Source organism: Phenylobacterium sp. (assembly GCF_030679875.1).
Classification (GTDB): Bacteria; Pseudomonadota; Alphaproteobacteria; order Caulobacterales; family Caulobacteraceae; genus Phenylobacterium.
In genome coordinates this window covers 123,632-142,273 of the sequence record NZ_JAUXSP010000029.1, presented here as the reverse complement: position 1 = coordinate 142,273, position 18,642 = coordinate 123,632, and the positions used below count along the sequence as shown (strand labels likewise).

Below are 18,642 nucleotides of genomic sequence, written 5' to 3'. Positions count from 1 at the left end.
TGGTGGGTCTGGGGGTCTCGCGGGCCGTCACGCCGGGGTCACCGGGCGGCCCTAGGCTACGACCTACAAGAGCTTACCGCCGAACCCTGGAGGCAGGATGCTGGAGCTGCGCAACGTGACCAAGCGGTTCGGGGAGGTCAGCGCCGTCGACGGCGTCTCCTTCAAATGCGACCGCGGCGAGTTCATCGGGGTGATCGGGCGCTCGGGCGCCGGCAAGTCCACCCTGTTGCGCATGATCAACCGCCTGGCCGATCCCACCTCGGGCCAGATTCTGTGGGACGGCGAGGATGTGGGCAGGCTCAAGGGCAAGCCCCTGCGCAGCTGGCGCCGTCGCTGCGCGATGATCTTCCAGCAGTTCAATCTCTGTCCGCGTCTGGATGTGATCACCAATGTGCTGGTGGGGGTTCTCGCCGAGCGGCCGACGGCGACGTCGCTTCTGAAGATCTTCCCCGCCGAAGATCGCGCCCGCGCCATCCTTGAGCTTGATCGCCTCGACATGGCCCAGGCGGCTCTGCAACGGGCCGCCACCCTGTCGGGCGGGCAGCAGCAGCGGGTGGCCATTGCGCGCGCCATGCTGCAGGAGCCGGACATGCTGCTGGCCGACGAGCCGGTCGCCTCGCTGGATCCCATCAACACCGAGGTGGTGATGGAGGCGCTTGAGGATGTCTGCCGCGAGCGCGGCATTCCGGTGATCGTCAATCTGCACAGCCTGGATATCGCCCGGCGCTACTGCACGCGCATCATCGGCATGTCGAAAGGCAAGATCATCTATGATGGCCCGGCCTCGGGCCTGACCCAGGATGTGGTCGATCGGATCTACGGTGTGCGGACAGGCCGAGCTGGCCGGGATTTCGCCCCTGCCGTGGTGGCCGCCTGATGGGTCTGAAGCTCGCCGACCGGCCCCTGTCGCCAGGCTATCGCTATTTCGAGCGCTTCACGCCGCCGGCCGGACCGGCCGAGAAGGCGCGCGGCCCTGAGCCCGCGATCAACGCCCAGGCTCAGGTGCACGACAGCATTCTTGGCCCCTGGTGCCGGGTGGGCGCGCGGACCAGCCTGTCGGAAACGGCCATGGGGGCGTTCAGCTACATCGTGAACGACTCCAGCTCAGCCTATGCGGAGATCGGAAAGTTCTGCTCCATCGCCCGGGACGTCCGGGTCAATCCCGGTAATCATCCCACCTGGAAAGCCGCCCAGCATCACTTCAGCTATCGGGCGATCTCGTATGAGCTGGGGGATGAGGACGACCAGGACTTCTTCGAGTGGCGCCGCTCGCACACCGTGACTCTTGGCCACGATGTGTGGCTGGGCCATGGGGTGACCGTGCTGCCGGGCGTCACCATCGGGACGGGCGCAGTTGTCGGGGCCGGCGCGGTGGTGTCCAAGGATGTGGCCCCCTTCACCATCGTGGGCGGGGTGCCGTCCAAGCCGATCCGCGAGCGCTTCCCCAAGGCGGTGCAGGACGGCCTTCTAGCGATCGCCTGGTGGGACTGGGACCATGAACGCCTCGCCGACGCCCTCGACGACTTCCGCGCCCTCGACGCCGACGCCTTCGTCGAAAAATACGCCTGAGCCCGGCCTGCTGATCCTGGTGGTCGGCCCCTCCGGGGTTGGCAAGGACACGCTGATCGACGGCGCCCGCGCGGCCCTGGCCCAAGATCCCGACGTGGTTTTCGTCCGCCGCGACATCTCGCGCCCGGCCGAGGCCGGCGGCGAAGACCATCAGCCGGTCAGCGAGTCTGAATTCCGCCGTCGCGAGGCCGCCGGCGCCTATGCCCTGTCCTGGCGGGCCCACGGCCTCTGCTATGGCGTGCCGGCGGACATTCTGCACGATCTGGCCGCTGGCCGCCGCGTGGTGGCCAATGTGTCCCGTGGCGTGATCGACGAGGCCCGGCGGCGGGTCGGCGTCGTGCGCGTCGTGTCGGTCAGCGCCGATCCTGACCAGCTCACCGAGCGCCTGCGTCGCCGTGGCCGCGAATCCGAGGCTGAGATCACCGATCGCATCGCCCGCGCCCAAGCCTACAGCGTCGCCGGCGAAGACGTGGTCGCGCTGCGCAATGACGGCTCACAAGAAGCCGGCGTCATGGCTATGATGAGCGCCATCCTCAGGGATGATTGAGCCTGGAGCCGGCAAGGCGACCTGCTAAGAGGGCCGGCCTCCGGACCCCCGCCTAGGAGCCGCCCATGGTCGACTCGCTGCAACTGGCCCTGACCAACCTGCTGACGCCGGCTATCCTGTTCTTCCTGCTGGGCTTTGGGGCGGGCTGGTTCAAGTCCGACCTGACGGTGCCGGAAGGGGCGGCCAAGACCCTGGCTCTGGTCCTGATGCTTTCCATCGGGTTCAAGGGCGGGGTGGAGGCGGCCAGGGCGGGCTTGAGCCCGGACTTCCTCAAGGCGGCCGGCGTCGGCCTGATACTGAGCTTCGGCCTTCCCATCATCGCCTTTGGCATTCTGCGGCTGATCAGCCGGTTGGACCGCACCACGGCGGCGGCGACGGCGGCCCACTATGGCTCGGTCTCCATCGTCACCTTCGTAGCGGGCACGGAGTTCCTGCGGGTCAGCGGCGTGCCGTTTGGCGGCTACATGGTGGCGGTGGTGGCCCTGATGGAGACCCCGGCCATTCTCTCGGCCCTGATCCTGGCGGGCGGCGGGGCGGCCGGGCGCCAGGGTCTGCGAGGCGAACTGTTCCGTGAGGTGGCGCTGAACGGCTCGGTCGTCCTGCTGATCGGCGCCTTCCTTGTGGGCCTGCTCAGCGGCGACGCCGGCATGAGCAAGATGGAGGTCTTTGTCGGGCCGGTCTTCCAGGGCGTGCTGGTGCTCTTCCTGCTGGATATGGGGCTGGTGGCGGCCCGGCGGCTCAGCGCGGCGCGGTCGCTCACCCTTCCGCTGGTGGCCTTCGCCCTGCTGATGCCGTTGCTGTCCTCGGCGCTATCTCTCGGCCTGTCCCTGGCCCTTGGCCTGTCGCCCGGCAACGCCGCGGTCCTGGCGATCCTGGCGGCCAGCGCCTCCTATATCGCTGTACCGGCCGCCATGCGGATCGCCCTGCCGGATGCCGACCCTGGCGTCTACCTGACCCTCTCCCTGGCGGTGACCTTCCCGTTCAATCTGGTCTTCGGCATTCCCCTCTACACGGCGGCCACAGCCGCCCTCATCGGGTGAGATCCATGCAACTGTCCAAGCGCAAGAAGCTGGAGATCATCGTCGAGGCGCCGGTGCTGCGCCGGGTCGAGGCCTTCCTCGCCGAGGCTGGGGTGCGGGGCTGGACGGTCCTGCCGAGCCTCGCGGGCGCCGGCGACAGCGGTGAATGGCGCAGCGGCGATTTCACGCCAGGCCAGGAGAAGCGGCTGATCTTCGCCCTGGTGACCGCCGAGGTGGCCGAACGGGTCCTGGCCCGCCTGGCCGACTTCTTCACCGACTATCCTGGGGTCGCGGCCGTTTCCGATGTCGAAGTGATGCGTGGCGAGAAGTTCTAGGACCGCGCCGCCTCGCGGGCGAAGCCGAAGCGCGACATGACCTCGAACGGCGCGTCGCGGTCGGCCTGGCGGTAGATGGCGACACTGTCGAAGCGGTGCGGCCCGGTCACATAGGCGAAGAGCTGCAGCAGCGTCTCCAGCACCCGGGCCCGCACGGCGTCGTCGGCGATGCTGCTGGTCAGCGTCATGTGGAAGCGGAAATCATTGAAAATATAGGGATAGCCCCATTCCAGCATGCGGGCGTCCTGGGCCGATGTCAGCTCAGCCTTGCGCCGACGGGCGAGGTCGGCCTCCGACAGGGGGGCGCGGAACGGGTCGAACTCCTGAACACAGGCCTCCGCCAGGGCGTCCATGGCAGGGCAGGGGTCGTTCAGCCGAAACGCCAGAAAGCGCCCGAGCGCCTGGGGCGAAATCGAAGCCTCGAATGCGGCCCGGCGGCCGGCGAAACCTTCGGCGAAGTCCAACAGATCGCGCTCGCTGGCGTCCTCGGCGAGTTCAAACGGGGCCTTGAGGGTGGCGTGGAAGCCATAGCCCCGGGGGCTGGCGGTCAGGGCGTCGAGGTCGAGATCGGCCAGGGCCGGCGTGGCTGGCCGGACGCAATCGACCTTGCGGTGCGGATCGCGGCCAAGCCAGGCGCAGGCCAGGTCCCAGAGATCGCCGTGCGGATCGGGCGCGTAATAGACAGCGTAGCGGGGGCTCATGCCACCCGCGCGCCCTGGCGCCAGACCTCGACCGGCACGGGCCAGCCCTGGCTGCGGCGGGACACCCTGACGAGGTCAGCCCGCTGGCCCGCGACGATGTCGCCCCGGTCGTCGAGGCCCAGGCTGCGGGCTGGCCCTGAGCTGACCGTGGCCATGGCGGCCTGCGGCGACCAGCCCAGGTCATCGATCAACATGAAGGCGGAACGGAGCATGGAGAGGGGCACATAGTCCGAGGCGAGGATGTCGAGCACGCCGGCCTGGGCGCTCTCACGGGCCGACAGATTGCCTGAATGCGAGCCGCCGCGCACGAAGTTCGGCGCGCCCATGGCCACGAACATGCCGAGCTCCTGCGCCCTTTGCGCTGCGGCCAGGGTGACGGGGAACTCGGCGATGACGCAGCCGTCGTCGTGCGCCTCCTCCACATGTTCAAGGGTCTCGTCGTCGTGGGCGGCCAGGGGGAGGCCGTATTCGCGGGCGAAGGCCACCACCTTGCGGCGATTGTCATAGGCGACGCCTGGGTCGCGGCCAGAGTGCCGGCGGGTCATGATCTCTTCGACCTCGTCGGAGCTGCGACCGGCCGCGACCATGCGCGCCTGGAGGCGCTCCACATTGGCTGTCTGCCGCTGGCCGGGCGTGTGGTCCATGACCGACAGCAGCTTCAGCCGCCGATTGTCGGCGTGCGGCTCCAGCAGGGTGAGCAGCTCGGGGTTAGTCACCTCGCAGCGCAGGTGCAACAGGTGATCGGCGCGCAGGGCGCCATCGGTCTGCGCCTGGTCCATCCCGCCGATCATCGGACCGAGGGCGTCCTTGCGGTCCAGGCCGTCCTTGCGCCCGTGCAGGCTGAGCGAGTCCAGCACGGTGGTGATGCCGGCGGTGACGCATTGGCCGTCGTGGGCGAGCGCCGCCCCATAGGCGTCCCAGAGGGCGCCGGGACGGGGCTGATAGTGTTTCTCGAGATTGTCGGTGTGGATGTCGATCAGGCCTGGGATCAGGACGTCGCCGGTCCAGTCGAGAGCCCCGGCGGGCGCCGAGTCCCGGGCCTCCACGACGGCGATGACGCCGTCGCGGAGAACCAGTTCAGCGGCGATCTGGCCCGTGGGCGTGATCACCTTGTCGGAGTAGATGCGGATCTCGGTCATGGTCAGGCCGCCGCCTTGGATTGCGAGACTTCAAACAACCGGCTGGCCACGGCGTCGCGGACGTCGAGGTCGTGGAAGATGCCGATCATCGCCGCGCCCTCGGCCAGGGCCTCGTTGATCAGCCGCACGACGATGGCCCGGTTTTCCGCGTCCAGGGAGGCTGTGGGCTCATCCAGCAGCAGGACCGGGTATTTCCGGATGAAGCTGCGGGCGATGTTGACCCGCTGCTGCTCGCCGCCGGAGAAGGTGGCCGGCGGCAGGTCCCAGTGGGCCTGTGGCAGGCGGAGCGCCGACAGCAGTTCGCTGGCCCGGTCCTTGGCCTCTTCGAACGAGACGCCGTTCTCCAGCAAGGGCTCCATCACCAGCTGCAGGGTCGGCACCCGGGGGATGACCCGCAGGAACTGGGAGACATAGCCCAGGGTTCGCCGGCGAACCTCGAGCACCTCGTGGGGGCTGGCCTGGGTGATGTCCACATAGGCGCCGTCGTGCCAGACCTTCACCGCCCCTTGCGTCGGCAGATAGTTGCCGAAGATGGAGCGCATCAGGGTGGACTTGCCGACGCCGGACTCTCCGGCCAGCACCACGCACTCGCCGGCGGCGACCTGCAGGGTCAGGTCCTGGAAGACCGGGATGGTGGCCGATTCCGCATTGTGCAGAACAAAGGTCTTGGCCAGGTCTTCGACGATGATCAGGGGTTTGTCGGTCATGGCTCTAGATCTGCAGGACGGAGGAGACGAGGAGCTGGGTGTAGGGGTGCTGGGGATCGTCCAGCACCTGGTCGGTCAGGCCGGTTTCCACGACCTCGCCGCCCTTCATGACCATCAGGCGGTCGGCCATCAGGCGGGCCACGGCCATGTCATGGGTGACGATGATCACGGCCAGGCCGAGGTCTCGGACCAGCTCACGGAGCAGGTCGAGCAGGCGGGCCTGGACCGACACGTCGAGACCGCCGGTCGGCTCGTCCATGAACACCAGGCGCGGGCCGTGGATCAGGTTCCGGGCCACCTGGATCCGCTGCTGCATGCCGCCGGAGAAGTTGCGCGGCTTGTCGTCGATGCGGCGGGTGTCGAGCTCGACCCGGTCCAGCCAGTCGATGGTGGCCTGGCGCATGTCGCCGTAGTGGCGTCCACCGAGGTTCATCAGCGGCTCGGCCACATTGGCCCCGCCGGAGACCCGCATGCGCAGGCCATCGCGGGGGTTCTGGTGGACGAAGCCCCATTCCTCCCGCTGCATCCGGCGGCGGTCGGGTTCGGACAGGCCGTAGATGTCAGTCAGGCCGAAGCGGCGGGTGTCGAAGCGGACCTCGCCTGCGGTCGGCGTCAGCTTGCCAGAGATGCAGTTGAGCAGGGTGGTCTTGCCAGACCCGCTCTCACCGACGATGCCGAGCACCTCGCCCGGGCGCAGATCGAAGGCCACGTCGCGGCAGCCCAGGACATGGCCGTACCACTTGGTCAGGCCCTCGACGCTGAGCAGGGGGGCGGGCGCAATTCTGCCCGAGATGGCGTTCATTGGGCGGGCTCCTTAAGTGCGGCGTCCTGATCCAGGCTGTGACCAGCCATGGGGCCGACATGGCCGGCGGCCCGGCGTTCGGCGCAGTGGTGGCTGTCGGAGCAGACGAACATCTTGTCGCCGGCGTCATCGAGGATGACCTCGTCCAGATAGGAGTCCTTGGCGCCGCAGAGGGCGCAGGTCTCTTCCCAGGTCTGGGTCTCGAAGGGGTAATCCTCGAAATCCAGGCTGCGCACGCGGGTGAACGGCGGCACGGCGTAGATACGCTTTTCACGACCCGCGCCGAACAGCATGACCGCTTCGTTCTTGGCCATTTTCGGATTGTCGAACTTGGGGATCGGCGAGGGCGACATCAGGTAGCGCTCCTCGACCATCACCGGATAGCCGGCGGTGGCGGCGATGCGCCCGTAGGTCGAGACGTTCTCGTAGAGGGAGACGTACTGCAGGCCGTATTCCTCATAGGCGTGCATGGCGCGGGTCTCGGTCTCCCGGGCCTCCAGGCCGCGCAGGGGTTCGGGCTGCGGCACCTGATAGATCAGCACCTGGCCCTCTTTCAGGGGCTTTTCCGGGATCCGGTGACGGGTCTGGATGATGGTCGCCTCACCGGTGTCCTCGGTGGTGGCGACGTCAGCCACATTGGCGAAGAACCGGCGGATGGAGACGGCGTTGGTGGTGTCGTCAGCGCCCTGATCGATGCACTTGTAGACATCGTCGGGTCCGATGATCGCCGCGGTCAGCTGGATGCCGCCGGTGCCCCAGCCATAGGGCACGGGCATTTCTCGCGAGCCGAAGGGCACCTGGTATCCGGGGATGGCCAGGGCCTTCAGGATCGAGCGGCGGATCATCCGCTTCGTCTGCTCATCGAGATAGGCGTAGTTGTAGTAGCGCTCGGGCGCATTGGCGCGAGCCGGGACGGGGGTGCTCATTCTGCGGCTTCCTTCAGAGCGGCGCGACGCTCGCCGTGTTCCTTGCGGAGCCGGCGGATCAGTTGCAGGTCGGCCTGGAAGTCGACGTAGTGGGGCAGCTTCAGGTGCTGCACGAAGCCCGAGGCTTCCACATTGTCGGAGTGGTAGAGGACGAACTCCTCGTCCTGCACCGGCGCGTCGGCCTGTTCGCCGACTTCACGGTGACGCAGGGCGCGGTCGACGATGGCCATGCTCATGGCCTTGCGCTCGCAGTGGCCGAAGGTCAGGCCGTAGCCGCGGGTGTATTGCGGCGGACGCTCGGCAGAGCCTGCGAACCCCGACAGCATGGTGCATTCGGTCAGGGTGATTTCGCCGATCTCGATGGCGAAGCCGAGCTCGTCAGGCACGAATTCGACGGCCACTTCCCCTAGGCGGATTTCGCCGCAGAGGGGGTGTGTCGAGCCCCAGCCCCGCTGCGAGGAATAGGCCAGGCTGAGCAGGAAGCCCTCGTCGCCCCGGGCCAGGGCCTGGAGGCGCTGGTCGCGGTCGGCGGGGAACTTCATCGGCTCGCGGGTCAGGTCGTAGGGCTCAGCCGGTTCGTCCGCGCGGACGTCATGCTCCAGCAGGTCCTCATGCCGGAACACCGAGGCGATGTTGGGCATGGGATAGGCCTGGGGCTCCTCGGCCTGGGGCGCAGGCTCAGGGGCGACGCCGCCTTCAGCCGCCAGGGCGAAGTCCAGCAGGCGGTGGGTGTAGTCGAAGGTGGGGCCAAGCACCTGGCCGCCGGGAATGTCCTTGAAGGCGGCCGAGACGCGGCGACGCACCGCCATGGCCTCGGTCTCCACGGGCAGGGAGGCGCCGAAGCGGGGCAGGGTGGTGCGATAGGCCCGCAGCAGGAAGATGGCCTCGGGCAGGTCGCCGCGAGCCTGCTTGATGGCCAGGGCGGCCAGGTCGCGGTCGTAGCAGGAGCCTTCGCTCATCACCCGGTCGACGGCCAGCGAGAGCTGTTCGCGAACCTGCGCCACCTCCAGCTCACTGACGCCAGGATCGCCACGGCGATCTTCGGCCAGCCACTGGTGCGCGTGGGTGATCGCCTTCTCGCCGCCTTTGACGGAAACATAGGCCATGTCAGCCTCCCTTGATCTGAGCGGTTGTGGTGCGCGGCAGGGCGAGCAGCTGGTCACCGGCGACCAGCAGCACGTCGACGCCGAACTGGAACTGCGCCTGGTTGGTCTCGATCTGCGTCCAGAAGTCCTGGGGCAGCCCCTGGGGCGCGATGTCGGTGGTGGTCTGGATGCCCGGTCCGCTGAGGGTCACGGTAGGCCCGCCGTCGAGGGACGGGAGCTGCAGGATCACCGTGGTGGAGCGGTCGGGATACTTGGCGTCACCCTGGTTGAAGGCGGCCAGGTTCGGAGCCTTGGCCAGATCTGTGACCAGGGCGAAGGCCGACTCCTGCCCGGCTGTGGTCAGCGGGCAGCCGCAGTGAAAGCGGATCCAGGCCTCGGCCCCTGAATCGGCGAGCGCCGGGTCGAGCCAGACCAGGGTCTCGAAGTCGAACAGGGTCAGGGCCACGGCGCCGGCGGCCTTTTCCAGACCGGTCGGGGCCTGGGGCGCGCGGTCGAAGCGGGTGATGCGGCCCGGACGGGCCATGCATTCCATCACCTCGCGGAACACCGCCTGGCTCTCGCGAACCGGGTCAGTGAAGGCCGGGGCGATACGGCTGAGATCAAGGGTTGCGACGCTCATTGGGGGCCTCGGGTGCGAACCATGGTGAAGAAGTCGACCTTGGTGGCCGCCGCCTTGCGGGCGGCGGTGTCGCGGCGCGCAGCCTGGGCGCGGGCCAGCTTGGCGACCACGGCGCCCTCGACCGCCGGGCGAAGCGCCGGGGCCTGCATCATGGCGTCGACGGCCGCGGCCAGTTCGGCGTGGCGACGGTCGCGGCCGGCGACATAGCCGATCCCAGTCTCGCCGCTCTCCAGCCGCACCGCCGCGCGGGTGACCGTCATCTCGCCCATGTTGAAGGCGTCACCGGCCCCGCCCATGCGGCCCCGCACCAGAACAAGGCCTGTCTCCGGCGCGCGCAGCGCCGAATAGGCTGGAGGCGCTGAGAGGGCGTCCCAGGCTGCGGCCACCTCGGCCGGATTCGCCTTGGCCAGGATGGACAACCAATTGCGGCGCTCGTTGCTCGCCGTCGCTTCGACCGGTTCTGTCGGCATGCCTCACCTCGACAAGTAAGTAAAATGTTGTATTCGTCCTATGCATTGGGTATTCGAAAGCCCAATTGGCGACAACAAGCCAAGTATGAAAGTTATTTTACAGTAGTAAAACTTGTCTAGGACATCCGACGTAGACTGATGACGAGGTGGTGGAATGTCAGGTGGAATGCCGTTGTGGCGCGAGATCGCCCAGTCCCTGGAACAGCAGATCCGGTCGCGTGAGCTGACGCCGGGCGACAAGTTACCGACCGAACACGAGCTGTCGCGTCAGTTCATGGTCAATCGACACACGGTGCGCCGCGCCCTGTCTGACCTGCAGGAAAAGGGGATCGTGGAGTCGACCCAGGGACGGGGCAGCTTCGTGCGCCGGCCCTCGCGTCCGGCGCGGCTCCAGAAGCGGCCCCGCTTCACCGAGGCGGTCCTGAGAAGCGGCGCGGAGCCGACCACCCAGATCATCAAGCTGGAGGTTCGTCCGGCGACCAGTCCGGTGGCCGAGGCCCTGGGCCTGAAGATCGGCGCGCCGGTGATCTTCATGGAGCGGCGACGTTTCGTCGATGGTGAGCCGACGGCGCTTGGCCTTCACCACTTCAGCTTCGAGCGCTTCCCGACCTTCATCGAGATGTACAAGGTCCGCAGCACCATCACCCAGACCCTGCGCGACAGCGGCGTGCCCGACTATACGCGGCGAAAAACCTCCATTTCAGCGCGCCTGCCCACCCCGCAGGAGGCCGAGCAACTGCACGTTCCCCGGCACGTCCCGCTGCTGATCCGCAAATACCTCAATGTCGATGGTCTGGGCCGCCCGCTGGAGTTCGGGGAATCCCGCTCCACCGCGGAGATCGAAATCATCTTCCAGGACCCAGAGCGGGACTGATTGTCTCAAGTTTTCCAGGAGAAGAGTGTGGAACTGGCGTTTCGAAACGCCCGTGTGGTCACGGGCGAAGATGACTTCATCGGATCGGTTCTGGTGCGCGACGGCGTCATCGTCCAGGTCGACCGCGGGGGCGGCGAGGTTGGGGAGGACTTTGAGGGCGATGTCCTGATGCCCGGGGTCGTCGACCTGCACACCGACAGCCTGGAAAAGCACTATTTCCCCCGGCCGAACATCGACTGGAACCCGGTCTCGGCGGCGGTGACCCATGACGGATGTGGCCTGTCGGTGGGGGTGACCACGGTTCTCAACTCCCTGACGCTCGGCTCCTTCAACCCCTCGGCGGCCCGCAGCACCGACAATCTGAAGCGCCTGGTAGATGGCCTGCACGACGCCCAGACCCAGGGCATGCTGCGGGCCGACCACAAAATCCACTGGCGATGCGAGACCACGGCCGATGACCTTCGCAGCCGGTTGGAGGTCATGGCCGATCATCCGATGACGTCGCTGTTCTCCCTGATGGATCACACCCCGGGCCAGCGACAGTATCGCAATCTCGAAAAGCACATGGCCAACTGGCAGGCTAACGGCATGAGCGAGGCGGCCGCCCTCGACCGACTGGCGCAGGTCCGCGAACGCCAGGGGCGCAACGCCGAGGGCAATCGCACCCACGTGGCTGAAATGGCCAGGGACCGTCTGATCCCCCTGGCCAGCCACGACGACGAAAGCCTGGCCCATGTGGACGAGGCCGCTGATCTGGGCGCCACGGTGGCCGAGTTTCCGGTCACGGCCGAGGCCGCCCAGCGAGCGCGCGAGCGGGGCATGGTGGTGGTGATGGGCGGTCCGAACCTGATCCGCGGCGGCTCCTATTCCGGCAATGTGCCGGCGGCCGAACTCGCCGAGGCCGAACTGCTGGACGCCTTCGCCTCGGACTATGTGCCCCGCAGCCTGGTGGAGTGCGCCTTCGCCATGACGCGGGCGCCCTTTGGCTGGAGCCTGGCCCGGGCCGCGGCCCTGGTCACCGCAGCGCCGGCCCGGGCTGTCGGCCTCTCAGATCGCGGGGAGATCGCCGCCGGCCAGCGGGCCGATCTGCTGCGCGTGCGGCTGGCGGGGGGGCTCCCCCTGGTGCGAGGGGTATGGACCAAGGGCGTCCGGGCGGCCTGAGACCCACGCCCGGACGGCGATGGATGGCTCCGAGGCGTTCACGCCGCTGTCGTCGCTGATGGCGCTCGGCGCTCGGCGCTGGGCGTCTCCCGCACTTCCGCCCCAAGCCCGAACAATGAAAAGGCGCCCCGGCCGTGACCGGGGCGCCGAAGTTCGTGTCCGGGCGCTGGCCGCAGTCGCCTGCGGCCAGCTTGGGCGGGGGACTAGAACGAGGCGCGGACGCCCAGCAGATACTTCCGGCCAAAGCCCTCGATCTCATAGGGACGATCCTCGCGCCCCTGGTAACGCACGCCCTCTTCGTTGGTCAGATTGTTGGCGTCAAAGAAGACCGAGTAGGTGTCGTTGACCTGGTAGCGGGCGGAGAAGTCCAGACGCTGACTGTCCCCCCAGTAGAGGTTGGAGTTGGCCGACGAGCCCGAGGGGAAGACTTCGTCCAACCAGTCCGTGCGGTGTTGATAGGTCAGACGCGAGGACAGGCCGTACTTCTCATAGAACAGGGTGGCCCCGGTGATCACGTCCGAGGTGCCGGGGAACTCGACGGTCTCGCCGTCCGGGGTCTCGAACTCACCTTTGGTGAATGACACGCTGCCCTGGAAGCCGAAGCCTGAGGCCCAGCCCGGCAGGAAGGCCCAGGGCTGGGTGTAGACGAACTCCAGCCCGGTCAGGTAGCCGTCGCGGCCGTTCTGGAAGGACGACAAGGTGTAGTCGCTGCGATCGACGCCGCCGAAGTTGTAGCTGTCGTCCCCGATGATCTGAGACGAGCTGAACAGCACCTTGTCGACTTCGCGGTGGAAGAAGCTGACCGCCAGCAGGGAGGCCGGGGCGAAGTACCATTCAGCTGAGAGGTCGACCCCGTAGGCCTTCTCCGGCGTCAGGAAGGGGTTGCCGCCGGAAACGGTCTCACTGGTGTCGTTGACCGTCACCGTGGCGCGCATGTCCTCAAGGCTCGGGCGAGCTGCGCCGGTGATGAAGGCGGCGCGAAGCTTGATGCTGTCTGAATAGTCGAACCCGTAGTGCAGGCTCGGGAAAATGTTGGTTTCTTCAGTGCCGAAGGCGAGGGGTGTCAGGGTGTTGCCGACGAGGGCCAAGCCCTGAGATTCGATCTCGGTGCGCTCCACCCGGACACCAGCGGTCAGGGTGTGGCGATCCCACTTCCAGCGGTTCATCACATAGGCCGCTGCGACGGTTTCATCGACCGAATTGCTCAGCCTTGGGTCGATGTCATAGACGGCGAAATTACCCGTCCCAGCGGCGTTAGCGGCCCGGGCGGCGTCCATAAGGGCCAGCACGCCTGCGACCATCCGACGAGTGTCGATGTGAACGCCGGTAAAGCCCCGATCCATATCTTGGTCGTAAGGTGTTGAGCCAAACAGGGTGCGCATGTCCCACGGCATGCCCAGTAGGGCGCCGTTGGTTTCCAGGGGGAAGCCGGTCCGATTGCCGGCGGCCACCGTGCCATTGGGGCGCACCAGGTTGGTGACGTCGTTCTCCTGCGCCCGGTCGTCATACTGGAAGCCGGCGCTGAAGGTGGCCTGGGCGCCGAAGCTGTCCCAGTCTCGGCTGCCATCAAACTTCACGGTGACCGCCTCGGTCTCAAGCCTGCCGGTAGATTCGCTGGCGAAGGACTCCGGCAAGGACATCTGGTTGAGAGAGGTGCGCTGCTGGCCGCGGGCCGGCTGGCCATTGGCCAGCGTCGTGTCATAGAGCGTGTGCAGCGGGATGCCGCCAGCGACGGCGTTGACCTTCACGGTCATCGACGGGAGGAAGGCGGTGTTGGCGATCGAGGGTCGCGACGTCGAGGTCGAGGTCTGTTGACCGACACTCGGATAGAAGTTGTTAAACTCGGTGGCGGCGTGGGCCAGGTCCCAGCTGAGGTCCCAATTGTTGACCCGATGGTCACCGTGCAGGACGTTGAACTGCACGCCGTTTGTATAGATGCCATAGGCGAACGACGCGGTCATCGGCACGCCGATCAGATCGGCGGTCTCAAAGTCGCGCGTCCCCGAGAAGGCGTTGGCATAGGTGAAGACGTACCAGTTTCGCTCTTCAAAATCCTCGAACTCAGTCGTCAGATGCGAGAGCGAGATATAGTGATCGTCGTTGGGTGAGTATTCGATCTTTCCGGAAAACGACTCGGTGACGCGCTCGATCACATACTTGGTCCAGCGCTGCGAGGACAGGCCGATGTCGTCAAAGCGCGGCTCGGAGTTGTCGGTGTGCTGCTCGAAGGAGTAGTGGGAGCCGATCAGGCTGGCGCCCCAGGTCCCGTTGGACCAGGACAGGCGGCCGGAATACTGCTTCACCGGGCCATCGCCCATGTCGACGAAGCCGCCGCCCACGTCGAAGCTGCCGTGGAAGCCGGGCTGCGACAGCGGAGAGAAGGTTTCGATGTTCACCCGGCCCGCCAGAGCCTCGGCGGGCATGTTGGGCAGCAGGGTCTTGTTCAGCACGACCTGGCTGATCTGGGCGGCTGGCACGGAGTCGAACCGGAAGATGCGGTCTTCGGCGCCGATCAGGTTGACGCCGTCGAGCGCCATGGTGGTCCAGCGGGTCGGTGCGCCGCGGATCTGGATGTAGCGCTCCTGGCCCTGGTCGCGCTGCACGCCGACGCCGGGCAGGCGGGCGAGCGCGCCGGCCGCGGTGGCGTCGGGGAAGCGGCCGATGGTGTCGGCGGCGATGACATTGACGATATTGTCCGATGCCTTCTGGATTTCCAGGGAGGCCTCAATGGACTCGCGGATCGGGGTAGCCGTGACCACCAGCTCGCTGACCTCGGCGTCGTCGGCCAGGGCGGGTGTGGCTGCCGCCGCAAGGATGGGTAGCGAGGCCGAGAGGGCCAGAAGAGCGCGGCGCTTGCGAGCGCCAGCGAGGCGCGCCGGTTGGCGCAGATGGTTGGATGACATGGTCCGTCCCCCTTGTTGCTGTGATCAGCGGACGGGGGCCTGAACTAGGGCAGGTGAGTGTCATCCATTCTTGGGTTTCGTGATGTCTCCGTGTTGGTGACCAGACTTGTCGGCTAGACAGGCGCGGCGCGCGCCAGCCCTGGTGGGGACAAGCGCGCGCCCTGATTTAGCCCTGCAGCTTCTTGGCCACCTCGGCGATGCGGCGGCCCTGATAGCGGGCGCCGTCCAGCTCGGTCTGGCTGGGCTGGCGCGAACCATCGCCGCCGGTGATGGTCGTCGCGCCGTAGGGGCTGCCGCCGGTCACCTCGTCCAGGCGCATCTGAGCCTGATAGCCATAGTCCATGCCGACCACCACCAGGCCGAAATGCATCAGGTTGGTGATGATCGAGAACAGCGTCGTCTCCTGGCCCCCATGCTGGGTGGCCGTAGACGTGAAGGCGCCACCGACCTTGCCGTTCAAGGCGCCGCTGGCCCACAGGCCGCCGGCCTGGTCGAGGAAGTTGGCCATCTGCGAGGCCATGCGACCAAACCGCGTGCCGACGCCGATGATGATGGCGTCATACTCCGCCAGGTCCTGGATGGAGGCTACCGGCGCCGCCTGGTCAAGCTTGTAGTGGGCCGCCTTGGCGACCTCTTCGGGGACAAGGTCAGGAACCCGCTTGATGTCCACCTGGACGCCGGCCTGGCGGGCGCCCTCGGCGACGGCCTCGGCCATGGTTTCGATATGGCCATAGGCCGAATAGTAAAGGACCAGAACCTTGGTCATTGTGGCTCTCCTGCAGATGAGGTTTGGGGGTGGGGACGCCGCCTTCAGGCCGCGTCCACCAGGACGAGTTCGGAGTCTTCGAGCGCCGTGATGGTCAGGGACGTCTCGCCGGTGATGGCCGCGCCGTCGCGGGCCTCCAGGGTCACGCCATTGACCTCGACCCGCCCGCTGGCCGGCACCAGATAGGCGTGACGCCCGGCGTCCAGGGCGTGCTCGGTGGTCTCACCGGCCTTCAGGGTGGCGCCGAGCACGCGGGCCGCCGTGCGGATCGGCAGGGCGTCGGCATCTTCCTCGAAACCGCTGGCCAGGGTCACGAAGCGGCCCGAGCGGTCGTCCTTGGGGAAGGGCTTGGCGCCCCAGGCGGGCGCGCCGCCGGTGCGGGACGGCTCGATCCAGATCTGGAAGATGCGGGTGGTGTCGCTCTCCAGATTGTACTCGGCGTGGCGGATGCCGGAGCCCGCGCTCATCACCTGGACATCGCCGGCCTCGGTGCGACCCTTGTTGCCCAGGCTGTCCTGGTGGGTGATGGCGCCGTCGCGGACATAGGTGATGATCTCCATGTCAGCGTGGGGGTGGGGCGGAAACCCTGAGTTCGGCGCGATCTCGTCGTCGTTCCACACCCGGATCGGGCCCCAGCCCATGCGTTTGGGGTCATAGTAGTTGGCGAAGGAAAAGTGGTGGCGCGCCTTCAGCCATCCATGGTCGGCGCCCCCCAGTCCGTCGAAACCTCTGCGTTCGATCATCTTGAAAACCTCCGCGCCCAGCAGGGCGCTCTTGCCTGAGACCAAGATAGGAGGGATGATCGAGATATAAATAGAAACTATTGAAAGACAAAGTTTCGGATTATGGCTCAATTGCCAGACCTGGAGGCCATGGCCATCTTCGCCAAGGTGGTGGAGCTGAAGTCCTTTTCCGCCGCCGCCGACGACCTGAAACTGTCCAAGGCGACGGTGTCCAAGGCGGTGACGCGACTGGAGATCAGGCTGGGCGCCCGCCTGTTCAATCGTACGTCCCGGCGGCTCTCCCTGACCGAGGCCGGGCTGCGGCTGGCTGAACCGGCTGCACGGCTGTTGGCCGACGGCGAGGCGGCCGAGGATGAAATCCTCGCCCAGTCAGCCCAGCCCCGGGGCCTGGTGCGCCTGGCTTCACCAATGTCGTTTGGCCTTCTGGAGGTCGCGCCGTTGTTGCCCGACTTTCTGGCCGCCTATCCGGAAGTTTCGGTCGATCTGCATATGAGCGACGAGGCGGTCGATCTGGTCGGACTGGGCTTCGACATGGCCCTGCGGATCGCCGCCCTGCCAGATTCATCCCTGATCGCCCGGCGGATCGGCCCCGTCGCCCGGCACGTGGTGGCCGCGCCGTCCTATCTCGCCGCCCGGGGGCGCCCGACACATCCAGCCCACCTCGCCGAGCATGCCTGCCTTGGCTACGCCTATCTGCCGACGCCTGAGACGTGGCGTTTCGTCAACGATGCGGGGGAAGAGGCCTCGGTTCGCCCCGCCGGCCCCCTTCGGGCCAACAACGCCGAGGCCCTGCTGCCCGCCCTTGAGGCGGGTCTTGGTCTGGCGCTGCAGCCAGACTTCATCGTCGGCTCAAGCCTTGCGGCGGGCCGGCTTGAGGCGGTGCTCACCGAGTGGAGCCCGCCGCCGGTGGCCCTGCATCTGGTGATGCCGCCAGGGGGCCCCCGCCCGGCCCGGGTCGAGGCCATGGCCCAGTTTCTGGTCTCGCGGCTGTCGGAGCGATGCGCGGGGCGTGGTCTAGTCTCGACAGATGGCGCAGCTTGAGTCACTGGAGTTTCATGTGGACAAGCCTGAGCCTCAGCGGCCGAAGCGGCCGGCTGACTGTCGCCCTGACGCTCGCCATGTCTCTGGCGTTGGCGGGCTGCGGCTCAATCTCTCGCTCAGACACCGGACTGGCCGGGTTGAGGGCCACCCAACCGACCTCGGCTCTCGACTCCTTCCGGTTCGCCGCCAATGATGAGGTGGCAGGCCAAGCCTTTCTGGGCGTCTGGGAGGCCGAGCGGGAGGCCCGCGGCGCGACGGCCGTGAGCGCCCTGGCTGTGTCAGGCGGCGGAGCCAATGGGGCCTATGGGGCCGGCGTTCTCGTCGGATGGACCGAGGCTGGTCAGAGGCCAGATTTCGACCTGGTGACGGGGGTCAGCACCGGCGCCCTGATCTCCCCCTTCGCCTTCCTGGGACCAGACTGGGACGAGCGGCTCACGGCGGCCTATCGGGACGAGGATGTTTCGCGGCTGGCTTCGGGCGGGTGGGGGGCGCTTTCCCGACCCAGTCTCTACAGCGATCGCTCGCTCCGATCCCTGGTCGGCAAATATGTCGATCCGGCGCTGCTGACCGCCATCGCCGCAGAACACCGCGCCGGGCGCCGTTTGCTGGTGGCCACGACCAATCTTGACGCCCAGGCGACGATCCTGTGGGACATGGGCGCCATAGCTCTGGCGGGTCAGGCGCCAGGGCAGGAAGCCGCCGCCCTGGCGCTTTTCCGCAACGCGCTAGTGGCCTCGGCCAGTATCCCGGGGGTGTTTCCGCCCGTCATGATGGACCTCGACGAGGGCGGATCGGGACGGGCGGAGATGCATGTGGATGGGGGCGTCTCCACCCCCTTCGTTCTGGCGCCCTCCAGCCTGACCTTCTGGACGCCGGAGGGAAATATGCGGCCTCAGGCCCTGTATGTGATCATCAATGGCGAGATTGAGCCGCGTCGAACCGTCACCAAGGGCGCGACCTTGCCGATCCTGATGCGAAGCTTTGACACCCTGTCCAAGTCCGATCTGCGGGCGCACCTGATTGCGGCCGTCGCCTTTGCGGATCGGAATGGCGCGCGACTTCGCTACGCCGCCATTCCCACAGCCCTCGGGGCCGACAGCCTGGCGTTCGATGCGGAGTCCATGCGGCGGCTGTTCGAGGCCGGGCGCGCCGCCGCGGCCACCGGGACGGCCTTTGATGAGATCAACCCGGAGCCGCCGCCAGCCCCCTGAAGT

The 18,642-nt window shown here is 67.2% G+C and carries 20 protein-coding genes; 9 read left to right on the top strand and 11 right to left on the bottom strand.

Going from position 1 to position 18,642, the window contains the following annotated elements:
- The first annotated feature begins 97 nt into the window (after positions 1-97).
- The 5 genes from phnC (at position 98) to Q8K84_RS16665 (ending at position 3,470) form a co-directional block, all read left to right on the top strand.
- Positions 98-877, top strand: coding sequence for a phosphonate ABC transporter ATP-binding protein (gene phnC / locus Q8K84_RS16685; RefSeq protein ID WP_305283862.1), 780 nt, complete (start codon positions 98-100; stop codon positions 875-877).
- Positions 877-1,569: a hypothetical protein gene (locus Q8K84_RS16680; protein WP_305283860.1), complete on the top strand. Its 693-nt coding sequence runs from the start codon at positions 877-879 to the stop codon at positions 1,567-1,569. Before phnC ends, Q8K84_RS16680 begins: the two co-directional genes overlap by 1 nt.
- Positions 1,496-2,116: a phosphonate metabolism protein/1,5-bisphosphokinase (PRPP-forming) PhnN gene (phnN, locus tag Q8K84_RS16675; RefSeq protein ID WP_305283859.1), complete on the top strand. Its 621-nt coding sequence runs from the start codon at positions 1,496-1,498 to the stop codon at positions 2,114-2,116. The genes Q8K84_RS16680 and phnN overlap by 74 nt, the downstream gene beginning before the upstream one ends.
- Positions 2,117-2,181: 65 nt before the next feature.
- Positions 2,182-3,156, top strand: a complete 975-nt coding sequence (locus Q8K84_RS16670; RefSeq protein ID WP_305283858.1) for a sodium-dependent bicarbonate transport family permease — start codon at positions 2,182-2,184, stop codon at positions 3,154-3,156.
- 5 nt (positions 3,157-3,161) lie between these two features.
- Positions 3,162-3,470 (top strand): hypothetical protein, encoded by a 309-nt coding sequence (locus Q8K84_RS16665; protein ID WP_305283857.1) that lies wholly within the window; start codon positions 3,162-3,164, stop codon positions 3,468-3,470.
- Here Q8K84_RS16665 and Q8K84_RS16660 read toward each other — a convergent pair.
- Genes Q8K84_RS16660 through phnG form a run of 8 tightly spaced genes read right to left on the bottom strand, consistent with a single transcriptional unit; the run spans position 3,467 to position 9,940 of the window.
- Positions 3,467-4,171, bottom strand: a complete 705-nt coding sequence (locus Q8K84_RS16660) for a DUF1045 domain-containing protein (protein ID WP_305283856.1) — start codon at positions 4,169-4,171, stop codon at positions 3,467-3,469. The two genes, Q8K84_RS16665 and Q8K84_RS16660, sit on opposite strands and share 4 nt — an antisense overlap.
- Positions 4,168-5,310, bottom strand: coding sequence for an alpha-D-ribose 1-methylphosphonate 5-triphosphate diphosphatase (locus Q8K84_RS16655; RefSeq protein WP_305283855.1), 1,143 nt, complete (start codon positions 5,308-5,310; stop codon positions 4,168-4,170). The genes Q8K84_RS16660 and Q8K84_RS16655 overlap by 4 nt, the downstream gene beginning before the upstream one ends.
- A 2-nt stretch (positions 5,311-5,312) precedes the next feature.
- Positions 5,313-6,017 (bottom strand): phosphonate C-P lyase system protein PhnL, encoded by a 705-nt coding sequence (gene phnL, locus Q8K84_RS16650; protein WP_305283854.1) that lies wholly within the window; start codon positions 6,015-6,017, stop codon positions 5,313-5,315.
- Between the two features lie 4 nt (positions 6,018-6,021).
- The gene (gene phnK, locus Q8K84_RS16645) at positions 6,022-6,819 is read right to left on the bottom strand and encodes a phosphonate C-P lyase system protein PhnK (RefSeq protein ID WP_305283853.1); all 798 of its coding nucleotides are present in this window, start codon (positions 6,817-6,819) and stop codon (positions 6,022-6,024) included.
- A complete protein-coding gene (locus Q8K84_RS16640) occupies positions 6,816-7,745 on the bottom strand; it encodes an alpha-D-ribose 1-methylphosphonate 5-phosphate C-P-lyase PhnJ (RefSeq protein ID WP_305283852.1) in 930 nt (309 codons plus the stop codon). Before Q8K84_RS16640 ends, phnK begins: the two co-directional genes overlap by 4 nt.
- Positions 7,742-8,851: a carbon-phosphorus lyase complex subunit PhnI gene (locus Q8K84_RS16635; protein WP_305283851.1), complete on the bottom strand. Its 1,110-nt coding sequence runs from the start codon at positions 8,849-8,851 to the stop codon at positions 7,742-7,744. Before Q8K84_RS16635 ends, Q8K84_RS16640 begins: the two co-directional genes overlap by 4 nt.
- A gap of 1 nt (position 8,852) precedes the next feature.
- Positions 8,853-9,470, bottom strand: coding sequence for a phosphonate C-P lyase system protein PhnH (gene phnH, locus Q8K84_RS16630; RefSeq protein WP_305283850.1), 618 nt, complete (start codon positions 9,468-9,470; stop codon positions 8,853-8,855).
- The gene (gene phnG / locus Q8K84_RS16625) at positions 9,467-9,940 is read right to left on the bottom strand and encodes a phosphonate C-P lyase system protein PhnG (protein WP_305283849.1); all 474 of its coding nucleotides are present in this window, start codon (positions 9,938-9,940) and stop codon (positions 9,467-9,469) included. The genes phnH and phnG overlap by 4 nt, the downstream gene beginning before the upstream one ends.
- Before the next feature lie 166 nt (positions 9,941-10,106).
- On the opposite strand from phnG, the gene phnF reads away from it, so the two are divergent.
- Positions 10,107-10,814: a phosphonate metabolism transcriptional regulator PhnF gene (phnF, locus tag Q8K84_RS16620; protein ID WP_305283848.1), complete on the top strand. Its 708-nt coding sequence runs from the start codon at positions 10,107-10,109 to the stop codon at positions 10,812-10,814.
- Between the two features lie 27 nt (positions 10,815-10,841).
- Positions 10,842-11,975, top strand: coding sequence for an alpha-D-ribose 1-methylphosphonate 5-triphosphate diphosphatase (locus Q8K84_RS16615; RefSeq protein ID WP_305283847.1), 1,134 nt, complete (start codon positions 10,842-10,844; stop codon positions 11,973-11,975).
- Between the two features lie 203 nt (positions 11,976-12,178).
- Here the strand turns inward: Q8K84_RS16615 and Q8K84_RS16610 are convergent, their stop codons facing one another.
- From Q8K84_RS16610 to Q8K84_RS16600, 3 genes are all read right to left on the bottom strand, one after another.
- The gene (locus tag Q8K84_RS16610; RefSeq protein WP_305283846.1) at positions 12,179-14,878 is read right to left on the bottom strand and encodes a TonB-dependent receptor; all 2,700 of its coding nucleotides are present in this window, start codon (positions 14,876-14,878) and stop codon (positions 12,179-12,181) included.
- Between the two features lie 166 nt (positions 14,879-15,044).
- A complete protein-coding gene (wrbA, locus tag Q8K84_RS16605; RefSeq protein WP_305283845.1) occupies positions 15,045-15,644 on the bottom strand; it encodes an NAD(P)H:quinone oxidoreductase in 600 nt (199 codons plus the stop codon).
- A gap of 44 nt (positions 15,645-15,688) precedes the next feature.
- Positions 15,689-16,387 carry a pirin family protein gene (locus Q8K84_RS16600; RefSeq protein ID WP_305283844.1) on the bottom strand — a complete coding sequence of 233 codons (699 nt, stop codon included), beginning with the start codon at positions 16,385-16,387 and terminating at the stop codon, positions 15,689-15,691.
- A gap of 102 nt (positions 16,388-16,489) precedes the next feature.
- On the opposite strand from Q8K84_RS16600, the gene Q8K84_RS16595 reads away from it, so the two are divergent.
- Both Q8K84_RS16595 and Q8K84_RS16590 read left to right on the top strand, forming a co-directional pair.
- A complete protein-coding gene (locus Q8K84_RS16595) occupies positions 16,490-17,428 on the top strand; it encodes a LysR family transcriptional regulator (RefSeq protein ID WP_305283843.1) in 939 nt (312 codons plus the stop codon).
- Between the two features lie 14 nt (positions 17,429-17,442).
- Positions 17,443-18,639, top strand: coding sequence for a patatin-like phospholipase family protein (locus tag Q8K84_RS16590; RefSeq protein WP_305283842.1), 1,197 nt, complete (start codon positions 17,443-17,445; stop codon positions 18,637-18,639).
- Positions 18,640-18,642 lie beyond the last annotated feature (3 nt).